At 67.9% G+C, this 23,483-nt stretch carries 18 protein-coding genes; 9 read left to right on the forward strand and 9 right to left on the reverse strand.

The features are described 5' to 3' along the window. Nucleotides 1-33 precede the first annotated feature (33 nt). Complete coding sequence (locus tag L0984_RS01965) at nucleotides 34-1,146, reverse strand: PQQ-dependent sugar dehydrogenase (RefSeq protein ID WP_234192092.1); 1,113 nt, start codon at nucleotides 1,144-1,146, stop codon at nucleotides 34-36. Between the two features lie 219 nt (nucleotides 1,147-1,365). On the opposite strand from L0984_RS01965, the gene L0984_RS01970 reads away from it, so the two are divergent. Next, the gene (locus L0984_RS01970) at nucleotides 1,366-1,908 is read left to right on the forward strand and encodes a C40 family peptidase (RefSeq protein WP_234192093.1); all 543 of its coding nucleotides are present in this window, start codon (nucleotides 1,366-1,368) and stop codon (nucleotides 1,906-1,908) included. A gap of 111 nt (nucleotides 1,909-2,019) precedes the next feature. Here L0984_RS01970 and ilvD read toward each other — a convergent pair whose 3' ends face one another. The 4 genes from ilvD to aceE form a co-directional block, all read right to left on the reverse strand. Further along, a complete protein-coding gene (gene ilvD, locus L0984_RS01975) occupies nucleotides 2,020-3,879 on the reverse strand; it encodes a dihydroxy-acid dehydratase (RefSeq protein WP_234192094.1) in 1,860 nt (619 codons plus the stop codon). Nucleotides 3,880-4,053: 174 nt separating this feature from the next. Next, entirely contained in the window at nucleotides 4,054-5,883 is a 1,830-nt protein-coding gene (lpdA, locus tag L0984_RS01980) for a dihydrolipoyl dehydrogenase (RefSeq protein WP_234192095.1), read from the reverse strand. 12 nt (nucleotides 5,884-5,895) lie between these two features. Then, complete coding sequence (gene aceF, locus L0984_RS01985) at nucleotides 5,896-7,569, reverse strand: dihydrolipoyllysine-residue acetyltransferase (protein ID WP_234192096.1); 1,674 nt, start codon at nucleotides 7,567-7,569, stop codon at nucleotides 5,896-5,898. A gap of 44 nt (nucleotides 7,570-7,613) precedes the next feature. Next, nucleotides 7,614-10,328, reverse strand: a complete 2,715-nt coding sequence (gene aceE / locus L0984_RS01990; protein WP_234192097.1) for a pyruvate dehydrogenase (acetyl-transferring), homodimeric type — start codon at nucleotides 10,326-10,328, stop codon at nucleotides 7,614-7,616. Nucleotides 10,329-10,519: 191 nt separating this feature from the next. Between aceE and L0984_RS01995 the strand changes: the two genes are divergently transcribed. The 5 genes from L0984_RS01995 (at nucleotide 10,520) to L0984_RS02015 (ending at nucleotide 17,515) form a co-directional block, all read left to right on the forward strand. Continuing rightward, nucleotides 10,520-13,114, forward strand: a complete 2,595-nt coding sequence (locus tag L0984_RS01995) for a PAS domain-containing sensor histidine kinase (protein WP_234192098.1) — start codon at nucleotides 10,520-10,522, stop codon at nucleotides 13,112-13,114. A 17-nt stretch (nucleotides 13,115-13,131) separates the two neighbouring features. Next, complete coding sequence (locus L0984_RS02000) at nucleotides 13,132-13,755, forward strand: response regulator transcription factor (RefSeq protein ID WP_043115575.1); 624 nt, start codon at nucleotides 13,132-13,134, stop codon at nucleotides 13,753-13,755. Nucleotides 13,756-13,841: 86 nt separating this feature from the next. After that, nucleotides 13,842-14,696: a bifunctional methylenetetrahydrofolate dehydrogenase/methenyltetrahydrofolate cyclohydrolase FolD gene (gene folD, locus L0984_RS02005; protein WP_234192099.1), complete on the forward strand. Its 855-nt coding sequence runs from the start codon at nucleotides 13,842-13,844 to the stop codon at nucleotides 14,694-14,696. Between the two features lie 96 nt (nucleotides 14,697-14,792). Then, nucleotides 14,793-16,868, forward strand: a complete 2,076-nt coding sequence (locus L0984_RS02010; RefSeq protein WP_234192100.1) for a M3 family metallopeptidase — start codon at nucleotides 14,793-14,795, stop codon at nucleotides 16,866-16,868. After that, nucleotides 16,865-17,515 carry a glutaredoxin domain-containing protein gene (locus L0984_RS02015; protein WP_370645869.1) on the forward strand — a complete coding sequence of 217 codons (651 nt, stop codon included), beginning with the start codon at nucleotides 16,865-16,867 and terminating at the stop codon, nucleotides 17,513-17,515. Before L0984_RS02010 ends, L0984_RS02015 begins: the two co-directional genes overlap by 4 nt. Nucleotides 17,516-17,545: 30 nt before the next feature. Here the strand turns inward: L0984_RS02015 and rpiA are convergent, their stop codons facing one another. Further along, entirely contained in the window at nucleotides 17,546-18,232 is a 687-nt protein-coding gene (gene rpiA / locus L0984_RS02020) for a ribose-5-phosphate isomerase RpiA (protein ID WP_234192101.1), read from the reverse strand. Between the two features lie 42 nt (nucleotides 18,233-18,274). On the opposite strand from rpiA, the gene L0984_RS02025 reads away from it, so the two are divergent. Then, entirely contained in the window at nucleotides 18,275-19,336 is a 1,062-nt protein-coding gene (locus L0984_RS02025; protein WP_234192102.1) for a quinone-dependent dihydroorotate dehydrogenase, read from the forward strand. Nucleotides 19,337-19,393: 57 nt separating this feature from the next. Here L0984_RS02025 and L0984_RS02030 read toward each other — a convergent pair whose 3' ends face one another. The 3 genes from L0984_RS02030 to L0984_RS02040 form a co-directional block, all read right to left on the reverse strand. Next, nucleotides 19,394-20,098, reverse strand: coding sequence for a phage holin family protein (locus L0984_RS02030; RefSeq protein WP_234192103.1), 705 nt, complete (start codon nucleotides 20,096-20,098; stop codon nucleotides 19,394-19,396). A gap of 49 nt (nucleotides 20,099-20,147) precedes the next feature. Beyond that, nucleotides 20,148-20,459 carry a glycine zipper domain-containing protein gene (locus tag L0984_RS02035; protein ID WP_017760725.1) on the reverse strand — a complete coding sequence of 104 codons (312 nt, stop codon included), beginning with the start codon at nucleotides 20,457-20,459 and terminating at the stop codon, nucleotides 20,148-20,150. A gap of 203 nt (nucleotides 20,460-20,662) precedes the next feature. Further along, nucleotides 20,663-20,878, reverse strand: a complete 216-nt coding sequence (locus tag L0984_RS02040; RefSeq protein WP_234192104.1) for a hypothetical protein — start codon at nucleotides 20,876-20,878, stop codon at nucleotides 20,663-20,665. A 285-nt stretch (nucleotides 20,879-21,163) separates the two neighbouring features. Here L0984_RS02040 and L0984_RS02045 point away from each other — a divergent pair, with 285 nt between their 5' ends. Together L0984_RS02045 and L0984_RS02050 are read left to right on the forward strand one after the other, a co-directional pair. Then, nucleotides 21,164-21,787 (forward strand): YitT family protein, encoded by a 624-nt coding sequence (locus L0984_RS02045; RefSeq protein ID WP_234192105.1) that lies wholly within the window; start codon nucleotides 21,164-21,166, stop codon nucleotides 21,785-21,787. Nucleotides 21,788-21,945: 158 nt separating this feature from the next. Further along, a complete protein-coding gene (locus tag L0984_RS02050) occupies nucleotides 21,946-23,466 on the forward strand; it encodes a polyhydroxyalkanoate depolymerase (protein WP_234192106.1) in 1,521 nt (506 codons plus the stop codon). The last annotated feature ends 17 nt before the right edge of the window (nucleotides 23,467-23,483 follow it).

Below are 23,483 nucleotides of genomic sequence, written 5' to 3' on the forward strand. Positions count from 1 at the left end.
GGCGGGCCACGATGGCCCGGCGTCGTTTGGCGCTCACGGCTGCAGCCGGATCAGCTTGCCGTCGTCCTCGTCCGTCAACACGTAGATGAGCCCGTCCGGCCCCTGCCGCACGTCGCGGATGCGTTCGCGCGCGGACGCCAGCAGCTTCTGCTCGCCCACCACCCTGCCGTCCCGAATGTCGATGCGGTCCAGGTAGCCGAACTTGAGCGAGCCGACCAGGAGGCTGCCCTTCCACGCCGGCCCGTAGCGGTCACTGGTCAGGAAGGCCATGCCTGAAGGCGCGATCGACGGCGTCCACTGGTGCAGGGGCTGCTCCATCCCCTCCTGGGCCTTGATGCCCTCGCCGATGGGCGCGCCGCCGTAGTTGACGCCGTGCGTGATGACCGGCCAACCATAGTTGCGGCCCGCCTGGGCGATGTTGATCTCGTCGCCGCCCTGCGCGCCGTGCTCGTGGGTCCAGAGGCGCCCATCGGGCCCGATGGTGGCGCCCTGCATGTTGCGGTGCCCGTAGCTCCAGATCTCGGGCAGAGCACCGGGGCGGCCGACAAACGGGTTGTCGGCGGGTGCGCGGCCCTCGGCATCGACGCGGATGACCTTGCCGAGGTGGTTGTCCAGCCGCTGGGCGTCCGCGCTGCGCGAAAAGCGATCACCCATCGTCAGGAAGAGCTTGCCGTCCGGCGCCTGGGCGATGCGGCAGCCGAAGTGCGCCCGGCTCGCCACCTTGGGCCGTTGGCTGAAGAGCACGCGGACCTGCTCAAGCCGCCCCGCGTCGGCCGACAGCACGGCGCGTGCCAGCGCCGTGCTGTTGGTTCCCCCGGGGCCGGACTCCGCGAAGCAGAAGTACAGCGTGCGGTTGGCGGCGAATCCGGCATCCAGTGCCACGTCCAGGAGGCCGCCCTGCCCTTCGGCGGCAACGGGCGGCAGGCCCTCGACAGATGGGGCCATGTGGCCGTCGGCCCCGACCACCCGAAGGCGGCCCGGGCGCTCCGTGACGAGAAAACGCCCATCCGGCAGGAAGGCCAGCGCCCAGGGGTGCTCGAGGCCCGAGACGACGGTCTGCGGGCGCGGCGGCAGTTCCTGAGCGCTGCTCGCTCCAGCGCTCAAAGCCGCCAGCGCAGCGGCCAACAAACGGGCAGACAAGTTCATCGCAACTCCTTCACCAGATCGTGTTTTCCGACAACTATTTCACGCTGACAGGAGGAGCGGGCGGGAGGTTCAATCTACCTGGGGCAATGAAGAGCGCCGCTGTTACAACCGAATTTTTCAGCAATCGCTGAAAGCGCTTCAAAATCAATGACTTAAACCTGACTTCCAATTCGCGAAATTGGTTGACACGCCCAGATGTCGTCCATATCCTACGGGCCCATGCGAATTTTCGTCCTACCCGCTCTGGCCCTGCTCCTTGCCACCGCAGCACACGCTGCCCCAGCAACCGACCGGACGACGGAAATGGACAAGCTCCTTGCCGACAAGGGTCTGCTCGGCCGCGTCGAGCACGCACGTCAGGCGGTGGCCGACAAGACCTCCGACCTGGTGGTCAGCGCGATGAGCTTCCTGGGCGTGCCCTACCGCCGCGGCGGCAACAACGCCGAGACCGGTTTCGATTGCAGCGGCTTCGTCCGCGCCATGTACAACCAGACCATCGGCATGGTCCTTCCCCGCCGCGCCGAAGAGCAGGCGGCCGCCACCGAAAAGATCGACCGCAGCGAGCTCAAGCCCGGCGATCTGGTCTTCTTCAACACCATGCGCCGCGCCTTCAGCCATGTGGGCATCTACGTGGGCGATGGCAAATTCATCCACTCCCCCCGCTCCGGCTCGGAAGTGCGTGTGGAAGACATGAACCAGAGCTACTGGACCAGCCGCTTCAACGGCGCCCGCCGCGTGCTGTCCGAATCGGCGGGTGAATAAGCCGCACGGCTCTTTCCCTCCGAAGACAAAGCCCGCTCTCGCAGCGGGCTTTTTCATTCCTGGCGACGGCGGATCGTGGCGCGGCGTGGCCGCCGCGCCGGATCGCCAGCCTCAGTCTTCCAGCTTCGACAGGTCGCGCACGGCGCCCTTGTCGGCCGATGTGGCCAGCAGCGCGTAGGCCTTCAGCGCCGCGGACACCTTGCGCGGGCGGGGCTGTGCGGGCTTCCAGCCCTTGGCCTCCTGCTCGGCGCGGCGTTTCGCCAGTTCCTCGTCGCTCAGCAGCACGTCGATCGTACGGTTGGGAATGTCGATGCGGATGCGGTCGCCCGTGCGGACCAGGCCGATGGCGCCACCGGCTGCGGCCTCCGGCGAGCAATGGCCGATGGACAAGCCCGAGGTGCCGCCCGAGAAACGGCCATCCGTCAGCAGTGCGCAGGCCTTGCCCAGGCCCTTGGATTTGATGTAGCTGGTCGGATAGAGCATCTCCTGCATGCCGGGGCCGCCCTTGGGGCCCTCGTAGCGCACCACCACGACGTCGCCCGCCTTCACCTGGTCGTTGAGGATGTGCTCCACCGCCTCGTCCTGGCTCTCGACCACATGGGCCGGGCCCTCGAAGACCAGCAGGCTGTCGTCCACGCCCGCCGTCTTCACCACGCAGCCGTCCTTGGCGATATTGCCGGTCAGCACGGCCAGGCCGCCCTCCTTCGAGAAGGCATGGTCGATGCTGCGGATGCAGCCTTCGGCGCGGTCCATGTCCAGGCTGGGCCAGCGCGTGTCCTGGCTGAACGCGACCTGCGTCGGGATGCCGGCCGGGCCGGCCATGTAGAAGCGCTTCACGGCATCGTCGCTGGTGCGCAGGATGTCCCATTGCTCGAGCGCATCGCCCAGCGTGGGCGCGTGGATGGTCGGCACGTCCAGGTGCAGGCGGCCGGCGCGCGCCAGCTCGCCCAGGATGGCCATGATGCCGCCCGCGCGGTGCACGTCCTCGATGTGGTACTTGTTGGTGTTGGGCGCCACCTTGCACAGCTGCGGGACCTCGCGCGACAGGCGGTCGATGTCGGCCATGTCGAAGTCGATGCCGGCCTCCTGCGCGGCGGCCAGGATGTGCAGGATGGTGTTGGTGGAGCCGCCCATGGCGATGTCCAGCGTCATCGCGTTCTCGAAGGCCTTCTTGCCGATGGCACGCGGCAGCACGCTGGCATCGTCCTGCTCGTAGTGGCGCTTGGCCAGTTCCACGATCAGGTGGCCGGCCTTCTTGAACAGGCCCTCGCGGTCGGCATGGGTGGCCACCACCGTGCCATTGCCCGGCAGCGACAGGCCCAGGGCCTCCGTCAGGCAGTTCATCGAGTTCGCGGTGAACATGCCCGAGCAGCTGCCGCAGGTCGGGCAGGCCGAGCGCTCCACCTCGGCCAGGTCGGCATCGCTCACCTTGCTGTCGGCCGCCATCACCATGGCGTCGATCAGGTCCATCTTGCGGATCTCGATCTTGGCCGTGCCCGGTACCGCCAGGCGAACCTTGCCGGCCTCCATCGGGCCACCGGAGACGAACACGACCGGAATGTTCAGCCGCATGGCCGCCATCAGCATGCCGGGCGTGATCTTGTCGCAGTTGGAGATGCACACCAGCGCGTCGGCGCAGTGGGCGTTGACCATGTACTCCACCGAGTCGGCGATGACGTCGCGGCTGGGCAGCGAGTACAGCATGCCGTCGTGGCCCATGGCAATGCCGTCGTCCACGGCGATGGTGTTGAATTCCTTGGCGACGCCGCCGGCGGCCTCGACCTCGCGGGCGACCAGCTGGCCCAGATCCTTCAGGTGCACATGACCGGGCACGAACTGCGTGAAGCTGTTGGCGATGGCGATGATCGGCTTGGAGAAGTCATCGTCCTTCATGCCGGTGGCGCGCCACAGGGAACGGGCGCCCGCCATGTTGCGGCCGGCAGTGGAGGTCTTGGAACGGTAGGTGGGCATGGGTCGCTCTGTGCGCTCTCGTGAGGCAGGAATCGTCGGGGCCGGCATTGTCTCAGGCCCCACGCCACGACAACGGGCGGCGCGCCCATGGCAAAGCGGCCCGGCAGGACAACCCGAAGGTCGCCCGGCCGGGCCGCTGGACGCAGCCTCGAAGCTGCGCTTAAGCGCTGCCGATCAGCGCTTCTGCGGTGGCAGGTCGGTGCAGGTGCCGTGCGCCACTTCCGCCGCCATGCCGATGCTCTCGCCCAGCGTGGGGTGCGGATGGATGGTCTTGCCAATGTCGATCTCGTCCGCGCCCATCTCGATGGCCAGGGCCACCTCGCCGATCATGTCGCCAGCATGGGTGCCGACGATGCCGCCGCCCAGGATGCGGTGTGTCTCGGCGTCGAACAGCAGTTTGGTGAAGCCCTCGTCGCGGCCGTTGGCGATGGCGCGGCCCGAGGCCGTCCACGGGAACAGGCCCTTCTTGACCTTGACACCCTGCGCCTTGGCCTGGTCCTCGGTCAGGCCCACCCACGCGACCTCGGGGTCGGTGTAGGCCACGCTCGGGATCACGCGGGCGTTGAAGGCGGCGCTCGCCAGTTCCTTGTCGCCCTTCTGCTCGCCGGCGATGACTTCGGCCGCCACATGCGCCTCGTGCACCGCCTTGTGGGCCAGCATGGGCTGGCCGACGATGTCGCCGATGGCGAAGATGTTCGGCACGTTGGTGCGCATCTGGATGTCGACCGAGATGAAGCCGCGGTCGGTCACCGACACGCCGGCCTTCTCGGCGCCGATCTTCTTGCCGTTGGGCGTGCGGCCCACCGCCTGCAGCACCAAGTCGTAGACCTGCGGCTCCTTGGGCGCGCCCTCGCCTTCGAACATGACCTTGATGCCGTCCGGGGTCGCCTCGGCGCCCACGGTCTTGGTCTTGAGCATGATGTTGTCGAAGCGCGGCGCGTTCATCTTCTGCCACACCTTGACCAGGTCGCGGTCGGCGCCCTGCATCAGGCCGTCCATCATCTCGACCACATCCAGGCGTGCGCCCAGCGACGAGTACACCGTGCCCATTTCCAGGCCGATGATGCCGCCGCCCAGGATCAGCATGCGCTTGGGCTCGGTCGCCAGCGACAGCGCGCCGGTGGAGTCCACCACGCGCGGATCGTCCTTGGGCATGAAGGGCAGGTGCACCGCCTGCGAGCCGGCCGCAATGATGCAGTGGCGGAAGCGGATCACCTGCTTCTTGCCGGTGGTGGCCCGGCCCTCGCCGGTGCTCTCGTCCACTTCGAGGTGGTAGGCGTCCAGGAAGCTGCCGACGCCGCGCACGGTGGTCACCTTGCGCATCTTGGCCATGGCCGTGAGGCCGCCGGTGAGCTTGCCCACCACCTTGTTCTTGTGGGCCAGCAGCTTGGCACGGTCGACCTTGGGCGCGCCGAACTCCACGCCCAGGTCGGCGAAGTGCTTGACCTCGTCCATCACGGCGGCCACATGCAGAAGCGCCTTGGAGGGGATGCAGCCCACGTTGAGGCAGACGCCGCCCAGGGTGGCGTAGCGCTCGACCAGCACCGTCTTCATGCCGAGGTCGGCGCTGCGGAAGGCGGCGGAATAGCCGCCAGGGCCGGCGCCGAGCACGAGGGTGTCGCACTCGATGTCGACCTGGCCGCTGTAGCTGCCCGCAGGCGCTGGCGCCACGGCCGGCGCGGCTGGTGGGGGCGCAGGTGCCGCCTTGGGCGCCGCCGCAGCGGGCGCCGGCGATTCGGCCGGTGCGGGCGCCGCAGCAGTCGACTCGGCCGCGTCGATGGTCAGCACCACCGAGCCTTCGCTCACCTTGTCGCCCACCTTCACGGCCACCGACTTGACCACGCCGGCGTGGCTGGAGGGAATCTCCATCGATGCCTTGTCGGACTCGACGGTGATCAGCGACTGCTCGACCTTGATGTTGTCGCCGGGCTTGACCAGCACCTCGATCACGGCCACTTCGCTGAAGTCGCCGATGTCCGGAACCTTGACCTGTTGTTCGCTCATGCCTTGGTCTCCTTACAGCACGATGCGGCGGTAGTCCGTCAGCAGCTGGCCCAGGTAGGCATTGAAGCGGGCCGCGGAGGCGCCGTCGATGACACGGTGGTCGTACGACAGCGACAGCGGCAGCGTCAGGCGCGGCACGAATTGCTTGCCGTCCCACACCGGCTTCATCTGGCCCTTGGAAAGACCCAGGATCGCCACTTCGGGCGCATTGATGATCGGCGTGAAGTGCGTGCCACCGATGCCGCCCAGCGAGCTGATCGAGAAGCAGCCGCCCTGCATGTCGGCCGCCCCCAGCTTGCCGTCGCGGGCCTTCTTGGCCAGCTCGCCCATCTCCTGGCTGATCTGCAGGATGCCCTTTTTGTCGGCGTCCTTGAGCACCGGCACCACCAGGCCGTTGGGCGTGTCCGCCGCGAAGCCGATGTTGAAGTACTGCTTGTAGACCAGGGTGTCGCCGTCCAGGCTGGTGTTGAACTCGGGGAATTTCTTCAGGGCCGCGACCACGGCCTTGATGACGAAGGCCAGCATCGTGACCTTCACGCCCGACTTCTCGTTCTCCTTGTTGGTGGAGACGCGGAAGGCTTCCAGCTCGGTGATGTCCGCTTCGTCGTTGTTGGTGACGTGCGGGATCATGACCCAGTTGCGGTGCAGGTTGGCGCCGCTGATCTTCTTGATGCGCGACAGGTCCTTGCGCTCGACGGCGCCGAACTTCGCGAAGTCGACCTTGGGCCAGGGCAGCAGGCCCAGGGCCGCGCCATCGGCACTGCCGCCACCGCCGGCCGGGGCCTTGGCCGCCTGCGCCTTGGTCTGCGTGGCGCCGCTCATCACGGCCTTGGTGAAGCCCTGGACGTCATCCTGGGTGATGCGGCCCTTGGGACCGCTGCCCTTGACCTCTTCCAGCGGCACGCCCAGCTCGCGGGCGAACTTGCGCACCGAGGGCGAGGCATGCGGCAGGCCGGTGGCCGGCGTCTTGGTCGGGTCGTGCGCGGGCACGCTCGTGGCCGCGGGTGCGGACGCAGCTGCTGCCTGGGCAGGTGCAGGGCTGGCAGCGGCCTGAGCCGGCGCCGAAGCAGGCGCTGCCGGGCTGGCGGCAGGCGCGGCACCGGCCGCGCCTTCCATCAGGCCGATCAGGTCGCCGATGTTGACCGTGTCGCCCACCTTGACCTTGAGCTCCTTGATCGTGCCGGCGGCCGGCGACGGGATCTCCATCGAAGCCTTGTCCGACTCGACCGTGATCAGCGACTGCTCGGCCTTGACCGTGTCGCCGGGCTTGACCAGCACTTCGATCACGGCGACGTCCTTGAAGTCGCCGATGTCGGGCACCTTGATCTCGACCGGGCCGGACGCGGCCGGCGCAGCGGCGGGCGCCGGCGCGGGTGCGGCTTGCGGAGCCGGGGCAGGCGCGGCGGCCTCGGCAGGTGCCGGTGCCGCGGCGGCCGGGGCGCCCGCGCCCTCGCCTTCCAGGATCAGGACGATCGAGCCTTCCTTGACCTTGTCGCCGACGTTGACCTTCACTTCCTTGACCACGCCGGCGGCCGACGACGGAATCTCCATCGAGGCCTTGTCCGATTCGACCGTGATCAGCGACTGCTCGGCCTTGACCGTGTCGCCGGGCTTGACCAGCACTTCGATCACCGCGACTTCGTCGAAGTCGCCGATGTCGGGCACTTTCACTTCCACTGCTGCCATGTTCGTGTCTCCCGCCTTCGAGGCGTTTCAGTTCCGTGGGTGGATTACGCGTAGAGCGGGTTGATCTTGTCGGCGTTGATGCCGTACTTCTTGATGGCCTCGGCCACCTTGGCCGCCGGCACTGCGCCGTCTTCGGCCAGAGCCTTGAGCGTCGCGACCACGATGTAGTGGCGATTCACCTCGAAGTGCTCGCGCAGCTTGCTGCGGAAGTCCGAGCGGCCGAAACCGTCGGTGCCCAGCACCTTGTAGTTGCGGCCCTTCGGGATGAAGGGACGGATCTGCTCGGCATAGGCCTTCATGTAATCGGTGGAAGCGACCACCGGGCCCGTGGTCTTGCCCAGTTGCTCCGCGACGAAGGGCACGCGGGCCGTCTCGGTCGGGTGCAGCAGGTTCCAGCGGTCGGCGTCCTGGCCGTCGCGGGTCAGCTCGTTGAAGCTCGGGCAGCTCCACACCGAGGCGGCCACGCCCCAGTCCTTCTCCAGCAGCTCCTGGGCGAAGAAGGATTCGCGCAGGATGGTGCCGCTGCCCAGCAGCTGCGCCGTGGGCGCCTTGCTGTCCAGAGCCGGCGCCTGCTTGACCATGTACATGCCCTTGATGATCTGCTCTTCGGTGCCGGGCTGCAGGCCGGGCATCGCGTAGTTCTCGTTGAGCAGCGTCAGGTAGTAGTAGACGTTGTCCTGCTTCTCGACCATGCGCTTGAGGCCGTGGTGCAGGATCACCGCCACTTCATGGGCAAAGGTCGGGTCGTAGCTGACGCAGTTGGGAATGGTGTTGGCCAGGATGTGGCTGTGGCCATCCTCGTGCTGCAGGCCTTCGCCGTTCAGCGTGGTGCGGCCCGAGGTGCCGCCCAGCAGGAAACCGCGGGCCTGCATGTCGCCGGCCGCCCAGGCCAGGTCGCCGATGCGCTGGAAACCGAACATCGAGTAGTACACGTAGAACGGCACCATGATGCGGTTGTTCGTGCTGTACGAGGTGGCGGCGGCGATCCAGCTGGACATGCCGCCGGCCTCGTTGATGCCTTCCTGCAGGATCTGGCCGGCCTTGTCTTCCTTGTAGTACATGACCTGGTCCTTGTCGACCGGGGTGTACTGCTGGCCATGCGGGTTGTAGATGCCGACCTGGCGGAACAGGCCTTCCATGCCGAAGGTGCGGGCCTCGTCCACCAGGATGGGCACCACGCGCGGGCCCAGGGCCTTGTCGCGCAGCAGCTGCGTCAGGAAGCGCACGTAGGCCTGGGTGGTGGAGATCTCGCGGCCTTCGGCGGTGGGCTCGAGCACGGCCTTGAAGGTGTCGAGCGAAGGCACGGTGAAGCTCTCGTCGGCCTTGGTGCGGCGGTGCGGCAGGTAGCCGCCCAGGGCCTTGCGGCGCTCGTGCAGGTACTTCATCTCCGGCGTGTCGTCGGCCGGCTTGTAGAAGGGCAGATCGGCCAGTTGGCTGTCGGGGATCGGGATATTGAAGCGGTCGCGGAAGGCCTTGATGTCCTCGTCGCCGAGCTTCTTGGTCTGGTGGACCGTGTTCTTGCCCTCGCCGATCTTGCCCATGCCGAAGCCCTTGACCGTCTTGACCAGCAGCACGGTGGGCTGGCCGGTGTGGTTCTGGGCGGCGTGGAAGGCGGCATAGACCTTCTGCGAGTCGTGGCCACCGCGCTGCAGGTTCCAGATCTCGTCGTCGGTCATGTGCTCGACCATCTTGGCCGTGCGCGGATCGCGCCCGAAGAAGTGCTTGCGGACGTAGGCGCCGTCGTTGGCCTTCATGGCCTGGTAGTCGCCGTCGTTCGTCTTCATCATCAGCTCGCGCAGGGCACCGTCGTGGTCCTTGGCGAGCAGGGCGTCCCAGCCCTTGCCCCAGATGAGCTTGATGACGTTCCAGTTGGCGCCGCGGAATTCGCCTTCGAGCTCCTGGATGATCTTGCCGTTGCCGCGCACCGGGCCGTCCAGGCGCTGCAGGTTGCAGTTGATGACGAAGATCAGGTTGTCGAGGTTCTCGCGCGCGGCCAGGCCGATGGCGCCCAGCGACTCGACCTCGTCCATTTCACCGTCGCCGCAGAAGACCCAGACCTTGCGGTTGGCGGTGTCGGCGATGCCGCGGGCATGCAGGTACTTGAGGAAGCGCGCCTGGTAGATGGCCATCAGCGGGCCCAGGCCCATGGACACCGTCGGGAACTGCCAGAACTCGGGCATCAGCTTGGGGTGCGGATAGCTGGACAGGCCCTTGCCATCCACTTCCTGGCGGAAGTTGAGCAGTTGCTCTTCGCTCAGCCGGCCTTCGAGGTAGGCGCGGGCGTAGATACCGGGCGAGACGTGGCCCTGGATGTAGAGCAGGTCACCGCCGTGGCCTTCGGTCTCGGCGTGCCAGAAGTGGTTGAAGCCAGCGCCGAACATGCTCGCCAGCGAGGCAAAGGAACCGATGTGGCCGCCCAGGTCGCCGCCTTCGGGCGGATGGTGGCGGTTGGCCTTGACCACCATGGCCATCGCGTTCCAGCGCATGTAGGCGCGCAGGCGCTGCTCGATCTCGAGGTTGCCGGGGCTGCGGGCTTCCTGGCTGGGCTCGATGGTGTTCACGTAGCCCGTGTTGGCCGAGAAGGGCATGTCCACCGTGTTCTGGCGCGCGTGCTCGAGCAGTTCCTCGAGCAGGGCATGCGCCCGTTCGGCACCTTCGTTCTGGATGACGGCCGACAGCGCGTCCTTCCATTCCTGCATCTCTTGCACGTCAGCTTCGTTTGCTGCGGCGCCAGTGGGTTTCTCGGGGTTGGCCGACATCCGGGTCTCCTTGAATCGGTGTGTACGTGGCGTACGTTAATTGAGAGAGGAAGAAAGGCCGCATCGCGCGGGCGGCGCAGTGTCTCATAAAAAAATGGCGATTCCAAATGGTGCCATGGCGTTTCTTAATATGAAATTCATGCTGCTCTGCAGCAGAAATGGCCGGGCAGGCGCTCTTCTAAACTCGCGCGATGCGTTCCCCCCCCGAGCCCACCGCCGGCCATCCTCTCCCACTCGTGTCGTGGTGGCAACGCTGGTGGAAACGCCAGACCCCGCCGCTGCAGGACAGTGTGGCGATGCTGGTGCCGATGGCCGCAGTGCTGCTCTTCCTGGCCGCCATCGTGGCGGCCTTCTGGTATCTGCGGGCCGAGGAACTGGAGCGCGAACGCGAATCGGTGCGCCGCGACGTCGAATATGCACAGCAGCGGTTGCGCCTGCGCCTTCTGGAGCGGCAGGAGCAGCTGATGCGCTTGGCGCGCGACGCCAGCAACCATGAAGTCGACGCCATCGAGTTCACCAGCCGCGCCGAGTCGCTGGTCAGCCAGTTCCCGGAACTGCAGGCGGTCAGCTGGATCGACGACCGGCGGGTCTGGCGCGCCACCTATGCCTCGCCCAGCGTGCCGCCCGCGCAGCAGCACATGGCCGGCGACCTGCTGCGGCCAGGCGACATCGAGACCCACTACGCGCTCGCGCGCGAGTTGGCCCAGCCGGTCTACTCGCAGCCCAACGCCACGGGCGACCGCACGGCGCCGCTGCAGCTTCACATTCCCCTGTTCGACCAGGGCCTGTTCGCGGGCACGGTGCTGGGCGAGTTCTCGGTCGACGGGCTGCTGCGCTACGGCATCCCGCCCGAGGTCTCGGCCAAGTACGCCGTCTCGCTGCTGGACAGCACCGGCAAGCTGCTGGCCGGCACGACGACCAACAGCCGCAGCCCGGCCGAATCGCGGCCGCTGCCCTGGGCGGAGCCCACCAATGAATACGAGGTGCCCGTCTCGCCGGTCGGCAACAGCCTGGTGCTGCGGGCGCAGGCTTGGCGCACCTCGCTGGGCCTGATCGGCAACGGGCTCTTCTGGCTGGTGGCGGCGCTGTCGGTGCTGACCAGCGGCCTGCTGATGGGCACCTGGCGGCACACCCGCCGGCGCCTGGCCGCTCAACAGGCGCTGCAGGCCGAGACCAACTTCCGACGCGCGATGGAGAACTCCATGCTGACCGGCATGCGGGTGCTCGACCTGGACGGCAGCATCAGCTATGTCAACGCGGCCTTCTGCACCATGACCGGCTGGAGCGAGGAAGAACTCGTCGGCCGCAAGCCGCCCTTCCCCTACTGGCTGGAGACCGACACCGAACTCATGAACGAGCGCCTGGAGGAAGAGATCCACGGCCGGGCGCTGCCGGGCGGCTTCCAGGTGCGGGTGCGGCGCAAGAACGGCACGATCTTCCCGGCCCGGCTGTACGTGTCACCGCTGGTCGACGCCCACGGCCACCAGACGGGCTGGATGACGTCGATGACCGACATCACCGAGCCCACGCGCATCCGCGAGCAGTTGTCGGCCTCCCACGAGCGCTTCACGACGGTGCTGGAGGCACTGGACGCCTCGGTGTCGGTGGCGCCGCTGGGCAGCGAGGAACTGCTCTTCGCCAACAAGATGTACAGGGCCTGGTTCGGCTCGGACACGGTGGGTCACCTGGGCATGGTGGCGCAGGCCGGGGCCGCACCCTCGCCCAGCCACGGGAACGACCTGGACGACGTCGACCCGCTGGCCGGCCTGCCCACCGACGCGCTCACGGCCGCCCAGCTGGCCAACAACGAGATCTTCGTGCCGCACCTCAACAAGTGGCTGGAGGTGCGCTCGCGCTACCTGACCTGGGTGGACGGCCGCCTGGCGCAGCTGGTGATCGCCACCGACATCACCGCCCGCCGCGACGCCGAAGAACAAGCCGCCCAGCAGGCCGACCGGGCCCAGTCCGCCAGCCGCCTGATCACCATGGGCGAGATGGCCTCCAGCGTGGCGCACGAGTTGAACCAGCCGCTCGCCGCCATCAGCAACTACTGCAACGGCATGATGTCGCGCATCCGCGGCCAGCAGATCGACACCGAGGCCCTGTTGGGCGCACTGGAAAAAACGGTCAAGCAGGCGCAGCGGGCGGGGCAGATCATCCAGCGGATCCGCACCTTCGTGAAACGCAGCGAGCCCAACCGCACGCCCGCAGAGGTGGCCACGATGGTGAGCGAGGCGGTGGAACTGGCCGGCATCGAGCTCAAGCGCCGCAACGTGCGGCTCAACCACTATGTGGCGGCACGGCTGCCGACGGTGCATGTCGACCCCATCCTCATCGAGCAGGTGCTGGTCAACCTGATGAAGAACGCCGCCGAGTCCATCGACATGGCCCAGCGTCCTCCGGCACGGCGCACGGTCGAACTGCGCGTGGTGCCCCGCAAGGTCGAGGGCCACCAGGCCATCGAGTTCGCCGTCCAGGACACGGGCAAGGGCCTCGCCCCCGAGGTGATGGAGCGGCTCTTCGAGGCCTTCTTCTCCACCAAGGCAGAAGGCATGGGCATCGGCCTCAACCTCTGCCGCAGCATCGTCGAGTCGCACAAGGGCAGGATGCAGGCGGAGAACCTCTACAATGGGTCGGAGGTCGTCGGCTGCCGTTTCTCCTTCTGGATTCCAGTGGACGGCGCTCCGGATTCCGTAGCGACCGACGACCGTTCTCCCGACTGGACCGCCACCGGCCAACCGCCCGCCGCGGCAGGCAAGGCCGGCGCAGGCTCCTCGATTTCCTGAGAGGCAAAGGTAAGCGCATGAGTTTGATCCCCAAGAAGGGCACGGTCTATGTGGTGGACGACGACGAGGCCGTCCGCGACTCGCTCCAGTGGCTGCTCGAAGGCAAGGACTACCGGGTCCGCTGCTTCGAATCCGCCGAGTCCTTCCTGGCCCGCTACGACCCGCGCGAAGTGGCCTGCCTGATCGTCGACATCCGCATGGCCGGCATGTCGGGCCTGGAACTGCAGGACAAGCTCATCGAGCGCAAGTCGCCGCTGCCCATCGTGGTCATCACCGGCCACGGCGACGTGCCGATGGCGGTGGATTCGATGAAGAAGGGCGCGATGGACTTCATCCAGAAGCCCTTCAACGAAGAGGCACTGGTGTCGCTGGTCGAGCGCATGCTCGAACATGCCCGCACCGCCTTCGCGCAGTACCAGCAATCGGCCAGCCGCGACGCGCTGCTGTCCAAGCTCACCGGCCGCGAATCGCAGGTGCTCGAGCGCATCGTCGCCGGCCGCCTCAACAAGCAGATCGCCGACGATCTGGGCATCAGCATCAAGACGGTGGAGGCGCACCGCGCCAACATCATGGAAAAGCTCAACGCCAACACGGTGGCCGATCTGCTGAAGATCGCCCTGGGCCAGACCGCGAAGGCCTGACGCCGCCGCAACGTTCCGCCGCTCCCTCACCACGCCCGCTCGGCCTTGGCCGCGGGCGTTTTTCATTCCACTTTCCAGCACATCCCATGACCGCACAACTCATCGACGGCAATGCCGTGGCCCGCACGATCCGCGCCGAAGTGGCCGAGCGCACCGCCGCCCTCAAGGCCCGCGGCATCACGCCGGGCCTGGCGGTGATCCTGGTCGGCGAAGACCCGGCCAGCCAGGTGTACGTGGGCAAGAAGGTCGAGGCCTGCCAGCAGGCCGGCATGCACTCGGTGCTGGAGCGCTACGAGGCCACGATGACCGAGGCGGACCTGCTGGAGCGCGTGCGCGCCCTCAATGCCGATCCGGCGATCCACGGCATCCTGGTGCAACTGCCGCTGCCGAAGCACATCGATGCCGACAAGGTCATCGAGACCATCGCGGCCGAGAAGGACGTGGACGGCTTCCATGTGGCCAGCGCCGGCGCGCTGATGACCGGCCTGCCGGGCTTCTGGTCCTGCACGCCGTATGGCTGCATCAAGCTGCTGGAGAGCACCGGCGTGCCCATCAAGGGCAAGCATGCCGTCGTCATCGGCCGCAGCAACAACGTGGGCAAGCCGATGGCGCTGATGCTGCTGGCCAAGAACGCCACCGTCACCATCTGCCACAGCGCCACGGCCGACCTGGCCCACCATGTGCGCCAGGCCGACATCGTGGTCGCCGCAGTGGGCCGCCGCAACACGGTGACGGCCGACATGGTCAAGCCCGGCGCCATCGTCATCGACGTGGGCATGAACCGCAACGAGCAGGGCAAGCTCTGCGGCGACGTGGACTTCGCCGCCGTCAAGGAAGTCGCCGGCTGGATCACGCCAGTGCCCGGTGGCGTGGGTCCGATGACGGTGACCATGCTGCTGGTCAACACGCTCGAATCGGCCGAGCGCGTCGCCGCAGCCTGACAGGACGCTGAGGCCGGCGCTCAATAGCCGGCCTGCATCGCGGCCATGGCGGCGTCTGGCGCTTGAAGGCGCGGCCTTTGCCTCAAAATCGGCAGCATGACCTCCAATCCGCTGCTCGACTTCTCCGATCTGCCCCTGTTCGACCGCATCCAGCCCGAACATGTGGCGCCCGCCATCGACGCCCTGTTGAAGCAGGCCGAAGCGGCCCTGGAGCAGGTCACGGCGCCCGACTTTCCCTCCGAATGGACGGCCATCGCCCGTGTGCTCGACGTCGCCACCGAGCGCCTGGGCCGCGCCTGGGGCGCGGTCGGTCACCTCAACGCCGTGGCCGACACGCCCGCGCTGCGCGCCGCCTACAACGAGGCCATGCCGCGCGTCACCGCCTTCTGGACGCGCCTGGGTGCCGACGAGCGCCTTTATGCCAAGTACAAGGGCATCGACGTGGCCACGCTCAATGCCGAGCAGCGCAAGGCCCACGCCAATGCGATGCGCAACTTCGTGCTCGGTGGCGCCGAGTTGCAAGGGGCCGCGCGCGAGCGCTATGCCGAGATCCAGGAGCGCCAGGCCGAGTTGAGCCAGAAGTTCAGCGAGCACGCGCTGGACGCCACCGACGCCTTCGCGCACTACGCCGAGCTGTCGGAACTGGACGGCGTCCCTCCTGACGTGGTCGCCGCCGCCCGCGCCGCAGCCGAAGCTGAGGGCAAGGCCGGCTACAAGCTCACGCTCAAGATGCCCTGCTATCTGCCGGTGATGCAGTTCGCCCGCAGCAGCGCATTGCGCGAGCGCCTGTACCGCGCCTACGTCACCCGTGCCAGCGAATTCGGCGACCCGACCTTCGACAACACACCCCTCATCCTCGAGATCCTGAAGCTGCGCCAGGAAGAGGCGCAACTGCTGGGCTATCGCAACTTCGGCGAACTGTCGGTCGTGCCCAAGATGGCCGAATCGCCCGAGCAGGTGATCGGCTTCCTGCGCGACCTGGCGGCCAAGGCCAAGCCCTACGGCCAGCGTGACGTGGTGCAGCTGCGCGACTTCGCCAGCCGCGAACTCGGCATCGCCGATCCGCAACCCTGGGACTGGAGCTACATCGGCGAAAAGCTCAAGGAAGCCCGCTACGCCTTCAGCGAGCAGGAGGTCAAGCCCTACTTCCCGGCGCCCAAGGTGCTCGACGGGCTGTTCAAGATCGTGCAGAACCTGTTCGAGGTACAGATCCGCCGCGACGAGGCGCCGGTGTGGCATCCCAGCGTGGTCTTCTACCGCATCGAGCGCCAGACGCCCGAGGGCGTGCAGAAGGTGGGCCAGTTCTACCTGGATCCGTCGGCCCGTGCGGCCAAGCGCGGGGGCGCCTGGATGGACGACGTGCGCGCGCGCTGGCTGCGCCCTGACGACCAACGGCTGCAGACGCCGGTGGCGCACCTGGTCTGCAACTTCGCCGAGGGCGTGGATGGCAAGCCGCCACTGCTCACGCACGACGACGTCATCACGCTCTTCCACGAGTTCGGCCACGGCCTGCACCACATGCTGACGCAGGTGAACGAGCACGATGTCTCGGGCATCAGCGGCGTGGAATGGGACGCCGTGGAACTGCCCAGCCAGTTCATGGAGAACTTCTGCTGGGAATGGGACGTGCTGCAGAACATGACGGCCCATGTCGATACCGGGGCGCCGCTGCCCCGCGCGCTCTACGACAAGATGATCGCGGCCAAGAACTTCCAGAGCGGCATGCAGACGCTGCGCCAGATCGAGTTCGCGCTGTTCGACATGCTGCTGCACACCCAGCTGGATGCGAGCGCGGCCCAACCCGGCGCCGTGATGGCGCTGTTGAACGAAGTGCGCACCGAGGTGGCCGTGCTGCCCTCGCCGGAATTCAGCCGCACGCCCATGACCTTCACCCACATCTTCTCGGGCGGCTATGCAGCCGGGTACTACAGCTACAAGTGGGCCGAGGTTCTGTCGGCGGACGCCTATGCGGCCTTCGAGGAGACGGTCGATGCCCAGGGCCTGCCCAGCGTGGAAACCGGCCGCCGCTACCGCGAAGCGATCCTGGAAGCGGGCGGCAGCCGCAGCGCGATGGAATCGTTCAAGGCCTTCCGTGGCCGCGAGCCGAGCATCGATGCCCTGCTGCGCCATCAGGGCATGAGCGAGCCGCTCGCAGAAGAAGCGTTGGCGTGAGCGCCGTGCCCGCCGCCCCCACCCCGCGCCGGACTGCGTGGCTGCTCGCCGTGGGCCTGGCTGCCGCCGGGCTGTGGGGCACGGCGTGCGCCCAGCCCCTGTACCGCTCCGTCGACGCGCAGGGCCGGGTCACGTTCTCGGACCGTGCGCCCTCGGCGGCCGCCCGCCCGGTCGAAGCCCCCAGCGGCAACGACATCGACATGGGCGCGGCCGCCCTGCCCTTCGAGCTGCGGCAGCTTGTGCAACGCTACCCGGTCACGCTCTACACCCAGCGGGACTGCGCGCCCTGCGATGAAGGGCGCTCCATGCTCCGCAGCCGCGGCATCCCCTTCCAGGAGCGCACGGTCAATACCAATGCGGAGATCGAGGCGCTGCAGCGCCTCAGCGGCCAGACCGGCCTGCCGCTGCTGGCCATCGGCAGCCAGCAACTGCGCGGCTATGCCGATGCACAGTGGTCGCAGTATCTCGATGCGGCCGGCTATCCGGGCCGCAACAGTCTCCCGCCGGGGTACACCCCGCCCCAGGCCCGCCCGCTCATTGCGCCCGTGCCCGCACCGGCCGCGCCGCCAGCCCCCGAGGCGCCGGCGCTCATCATCCAGCCACCCACCGGGCCGACGCCCGCCAATCCGGCAGGCATCCGCTTTTAAGCACCGAGGCGGGAGTGCCCCGGCTGGCGGTCAGTAGCGCAGGGTCTCCACGCCTTCCGGCGTGGCCAGCAGGCACAGGCTGGCCTTCTGGTGCGCAAAGACGCCCACGGTGACCACGCCCGGCCACTGGTTGACCTCCGACTCGAAAGCCAGGGGCTCACGGATCGACAGGCCGGTCACGTCCAGGATGTGCTGGCCGTTGTCCGTCACCAGCGGCTGGCCGTCCTTCATGCGCAGCATGGCCGTGCCGCCCTGGGCCGCAAACTGGCGCGCCACCCGGCGGGCCGCCATCGGGATCACCTCCACCGGCAACGGAAAGCGGCCCAGCACCTCCACTCGCTTGGAGGCGTCCGCGATGCAGACAAAGCGGCGCGACTGGGCCGCGACGATCTTCTCGCGGGTCAGCGCCGCGCCGCCGCCCTTGACCATGTAGCCCCGGCCGTCGATCTCGTCCGCACCGTCGATGTAGACCGCCAGTTCATCGACCTCGTTGCTGTCGAACACGGGAATGCCCAGGGCCTTCAGGCGCTGCGTCGAGGCTTCCGAACTGGACACGGCGCCCTTGATCTGGTCGCGGATCGTGGCGAGCGCCTCGATGAACTTGTTGACCGTGGAGCCCGTGCCGATGCCCACGATCTCGCCCCGGACCACGTGGTCGAGGGCGGCGCGGCCCACCTGGGCCTTGAGTTCATCCTGGGTCATGGCGGCGTTGGGCATCGGGGAGAATCCTGGGTTGTCCGAAAAAACGCGAATTATCAGATGCCCGCTCCCGCCACCGGCCTCTACGGCCTTGCCCGTCCCTTCCTGTTCCGCATGGATGCGGAAGCGGCCCACGAGCTGACGCTGGCGCAACTGGCAAGGACGCAGAACACGCCCCTGGCCGCGCTGTACACGGCCAAGCGGGTGGAAGACCCTATCGAACTGGCGGGCCTGCGCCTGCCCAACCGCGTGGGGCTGGCCGCGGGCCTGGACAAGAATGCCCGCTGCATCGACGCCTTTGCGGCGATGGGCTTCGGCTTCGTGGAGGTGGGCACGGTCACCCCCCGGGCACAGCCGGGCAATGTGCGCCCCCGCATGTTCCGGCTGCCCGCGGCCGAGGCCCTGATCAACCGGCTCGGCTTCAACAACGAAGGCCTGGACAGCTTCGTGACCAACGTGAAGCGCGCGCGCTTCCGCCAGCGCCGCGGCAGCCTGCCGATGCTGCTCGGACTCAACATCGGCAAGAACGCGAGCACGCCGATCGAGCGGGCCGCCGACGACTACCTCGCCTGCCTGGACGGCGTCTATGCCCACGCGGACTACGTGACCGTCAACATCTCGAGCCCCAACACGGCCAACCTGCGCAGCCTGCAGAGCGACGAGGCGCTCGACGCCTTGCTGGGCGCGATGGCCGACCGGCGGGCGCAGTTGCACGAGCGCACCGGCAAGCGCACGCCCATCTTCCTGAAGATCGCCCCTGACCTGGAAGACGCCCAGGTGGCCGTCATTGCCGGCGCGCTGCGTCGCCAGGGGATGGACGGCGTGATCGCCACCAACACCACGCTTGCGCGCGATGCGGTGCAAGGGCTGCCGCATGGGCAGGAAGCCGGCGGGCTTTCCGGGGCACCGGTGCGCGACGCGAGCAACCGGGTGATCCGGCAGCTGCGGGAAGCGCTTGGAGCGGATTTCCCGATCATCGGCGTCGGCGGCATCCTGAGCGGTGCCGATGCGCAGGCCAAGATCGCCGCGGGCGCCGATGCGGTGCAGATCTACACGGGTCTGATCTACCGCGGTCCGGGCCTGGTGACCGAGGTGGCCAAGGCACTGCGCCGCGCCCACTGACCTGCACGGTAGCCGGAAAAAGCGCGAGGCCGGCACTGGGGCCGGCCTCGGCGGCGTTCAGCGCAGTTTCCAGAGGATCGGCAATGCCCAGCCGGCCCAGCGGACCAGCCGCCGCGGGCCCAGCACCGCCACCACGGCAGCGGCTGCGGCACCGGTCGCGATGGGATGCTCACGCGCCATGCGCATGGCAGTGGCCGACAGAGGCTGCGTTGGCGGTTGCGCTGCAGCACGGGCAGCAGCCTCGGCCTCGGCGGCCGCCCGGCGCTCCTGCAGGAGCGCCCGCCGCGCGCGCTGCTCGGCGATCCTGGCCAGGACCTCTTCACGCATCGCCGCGACCTGAACGGGATCGGGCCGCGCCGGGGCGGCATCGGGCTCTGCACCGCCGGACAGGTCGCGCCGCAGTTCCTCCGCCAGCGGATGGACGGCCTGCGAGGCCTGCCTCACCCGCGCCAACAGCAACGCCAGCAGCACGACCCAGACGACGGCCCACGCCAGAGCCACCCACCAGGCAGCGCGGACCCGGAACGGGCCATCCCAGTAGTGGACGACCACGGCTGCCGAAAGAACGACACCCACCACGACACTGACCAAGGCCAGCAGCGCCGACAGCAGTGCCGAGTGCGCCAGCGGCGCACGGGCATCCTGCCAGGCGAGGCCGGCCAGCTGCGCGCGGTCATGGACCCCCAGTGCGGCCTCCGCACCGGCCGCCTTCCAGCGCCGCAGCCGCGGACCGAGGCCCAGCATGTCGAGCAGTCGGCTCATGTCCGACGTCCTTCGCAGGGGCGCCGGTGGCGAGTCAGGATGGCCGCCATCAACGGCGGCTGCCGATCAGCAGGCCCACCAGCACGCCGACGGCCAAGGCCGCACCGGCGATCTGCCAAGGCTCATCGTGCGCATAGGCATTGGCGGTCTGGGCGGCCTCCTTGGCCTTCTTGGCCGCTACCTTGCTCTTCTCTGCGGCCAGTTCACGGGCGATCGCGAGCTTGGTGTCGACGCGCTGCTTCAGCGCCTTGAGCTGGGGAACGCCTTCGAGGTCCTTGTTGGACAGAACGCCGCGGACATCGCTGGCAAGGTCTTCGACCACGGCGTTGGCGGCGGCTTCGAGATTCTGGGTGACGGACATGGAATACCTTCCCTCGTATTCAGGACATCGGCGACGCGCCGACAACGAAAGCCACCTGAAGGCGGCATGGGAAGGATATTAATGCCCGCATCGCATCACATTGCCCACGGACAGGCGCACGGTCGGCATTAGCGACCCGGCTTGCGTCGGCATGCACCACCTGTTAGGCCAGCACAAAGCCGGCCCGCCGATGGCGCCAGCGCTCAGAGGGTGCGCCACCTGAAGGCGGCGGCACGCATGAAGGAGTGATGCACCCGCATGCGCAGCGACACCTTGCCTCGCATGGCTGGCACGACTGGCGACGGGGGCTGCTGCCCCGGCGTCGGTGGCGTGCCGCGGTCGGGCTGGACCGGCAATTCGGCCGGGTCGGCCGGCGGCGTGCTCATCGTGGACAAGCGGGCGGAGACTTGCAGCATCACGGTCGAACTCCTTCAATGGTCGGCTCTGGACAAGGCGGTCACAGCGGACTTTCTTGTGGGGTGTTCGCACTGTTTCCTCTCGCCGGCGCTTACAGGCCGGGTATTGCGCGCCAAGACGTGTCAGCGGGCGAAGCCATCGCCTGAGGCAGGGTCGCCCACGGGCATGAAGGTCATTTCTGGCATGGCGTGCCTTTGGGGTGCAAGTCGTGGATTTCCCGGATTGCAATCCGTAAATTTTCTTCAGAGGCGAAGGCATTCGGCGCACTTCTTGCGTAGCATCCCCCCATGGACATCTCCGGTCGCCCTCCCTTGCCGTCGCTGCGCCATTCCCGTTTCGAGGATATCCAGGCCCTGTGCGCCGGCACGCTGTTCGTGGCCATGGCGCTGGTGCTCTTCGGCCAGGCGGGTCTGCTCACGGGCGGCACCGCCGGGGCGGCCTTCCTGCTGCACTACGCCACGGGGATCGGGCTCGGACAGGGGTTTTTCCTGCTGAATCTGCCTTTCTACGGCTTTGCCTGGAAGCAGATGGGCGGCGAATTCACCGTCAAGACCTTTGCGGCGGTACTGCTGCTGTCCGTGTTGACGGAGCTGGCGCCCCGGTTCATCTCGATCCAGGCGCTGCACCCGGCCTTCGCCGCCGTGTTCGGCGGCCTGATGCTGGGCACGGGTTGCCTGTTCCTGGCCCGCCACCGGGCCAGCCTGGGCGGCGCCACGGTCATCTCGCTCTATCTGCAGGAGCGCCGCGGCTGGCGGGCCGGCAAGGTGCAACTGGCCATCGACTGCGCCGTGCTGCTGGCCGCCCTGTTCGTGGTGGAGCCGGCACGGGTCGGCTGGTCGATCCTCGGCGCCGTGGTGATGGGCGGGTTCCTCTGGATCAACCACCGGCCGGGCCGCTACGTCGGCAGCTGAACGCCCGATTTCTGCGACGTTCAAGGACGCGCGCGCCCCTTTCACCTCCCGATCCGCGACTTGTGCCGCGCGGCGCCACTGCCGCAGCCGCCCGCGCGCCCTCGCGTCAGGACCCGCTGCTATATTGCGGCGCAGCGAAACTTGCGCCTCCCGACCCCATGCTGTATCACCTCTATGAAGCCCAGCGCTCGTTGATGGAGCCCTTTGCGGACTTCGCACGGGCCGTCTCCAAGCTCTACGGCAACGGCTCCATGTTCAGCCAGTTGCCGATGGCCCAGCGGGTGGCCGCCGGCTACGACCTGCTCTACCGGCTGGGCAAGGACTACGAGAAGCCCGAGTTCGGCATCCAGTCCGTCGAGGTGGACGGCGCCGACGTGGTCATCCACGAGATCGTGGAGGTGGACAAACCCTTCTGCCAGCTGCGTCGCTTCAAGCGCTACACCGACGACCCGGAGGTCCTGGCCACGCTCAAGAGCCAGCCCGTCGTCCTGATCGTGGCGCCCCTGTCGGGCCACTATGCCACGCTGCTGCGCGACACGGTGCGCACCATGCTGCAGGGCCACAAGGTCTACATCACCGACTGGAAGAACGCCCGCACGGTGCCCCTGTCCGACGGCGAGTTCCACCTGGACAACTACATCAACTACGTGGAAGACTTCATCCGCCACGTGCAGGCCGAGTACGGCAACTGCCATGTGATGAGCGTCTGCCAACCGACGGTGCCCGTGCTGGCGGCCATCTCGCTGATGGCCAGCCGCGGCGAGGCCACGCCGCTCACGATGACGATGATGGGCGGCCCCATCGACGCGCGCCGCTCACCGACCTCCGTCAACAACCTGGCGACGAACAAGAGCTTCGAGTGGTTCGAGAACAACGTCATCTACCGGGTGCCGCAGGGCTTTCCGGGCGAGGGCCGACGCGTCTACCCCGGCTTCCTGCAGCACACCGGCTTCGTGGCGATGAACCCCGACCGGCATGCCACCAGCCATTACGACTACTTCAAGGACCTGGTGAAGGGTGACGACGCCAGTGCCGAGGCCCACCGCAAGTTCTACGACGAGTACAACGCCGTTCTCGACATGGACGCGGATTACTACCTGGAGACGATCAGCACCGTCTTCCAGGAGTTCAAGCTGGTGCATGGCACCTGGGAAGTGCGCAACGAGGCCGGTCAGATCGAGCGCGTGCGGCCGCAGGACATCAGCCAGTCGGCGCTGCTGACCGTGGAAGGCGAGCTGGACGACATCTCCGGCTCGGGCCAGACCCGTGCCGCGCACGACCTGTGCACGCAGATCCCGGCGGAGCACCGCGAGCACTACGAAGTCGCCGGTGCCGGCCACTACGGCATCTTCAGCGGCCGCCGCTGGCGCGAGATGGTCTATCCGAAGGTGCGCGCCTTCATCGCCGCGCATGACCAGCCCCAGACGCGCGATGACACGCCGCTCGCCGCAGAGGATGTGCGCCGCGGCGCGCGTGCGGCCAAGCCTGCCGCTGTGCCGGCCGAGCAAGCAGCGCCCGCCCCTTCTGCAGCGGCCCCGGCGCCCCGCAAGGCGGCCGTCCGCAAGACGTCGCAGCCCGCCCGCAAGGTGGCCGAGCCGCCGCCTGTGGCAACCGCCTCGCCATCGGCAGCTGACGCTGCCCCCCGCAAGTCACCTGCACGCCGGCGCACCCGCGCCTGAGCAACGCACATGCGAAG

Origin of the sequence: Pseudacidovorax sp. NFM-22, from assembly GCF_021401245.1 — a bacterium.
Lineage (GTDB): Bacteria > Pseudomonadota > Gammaproteobacteria > Burkholderiales > Burkholderiaceae_C > Xenophilus.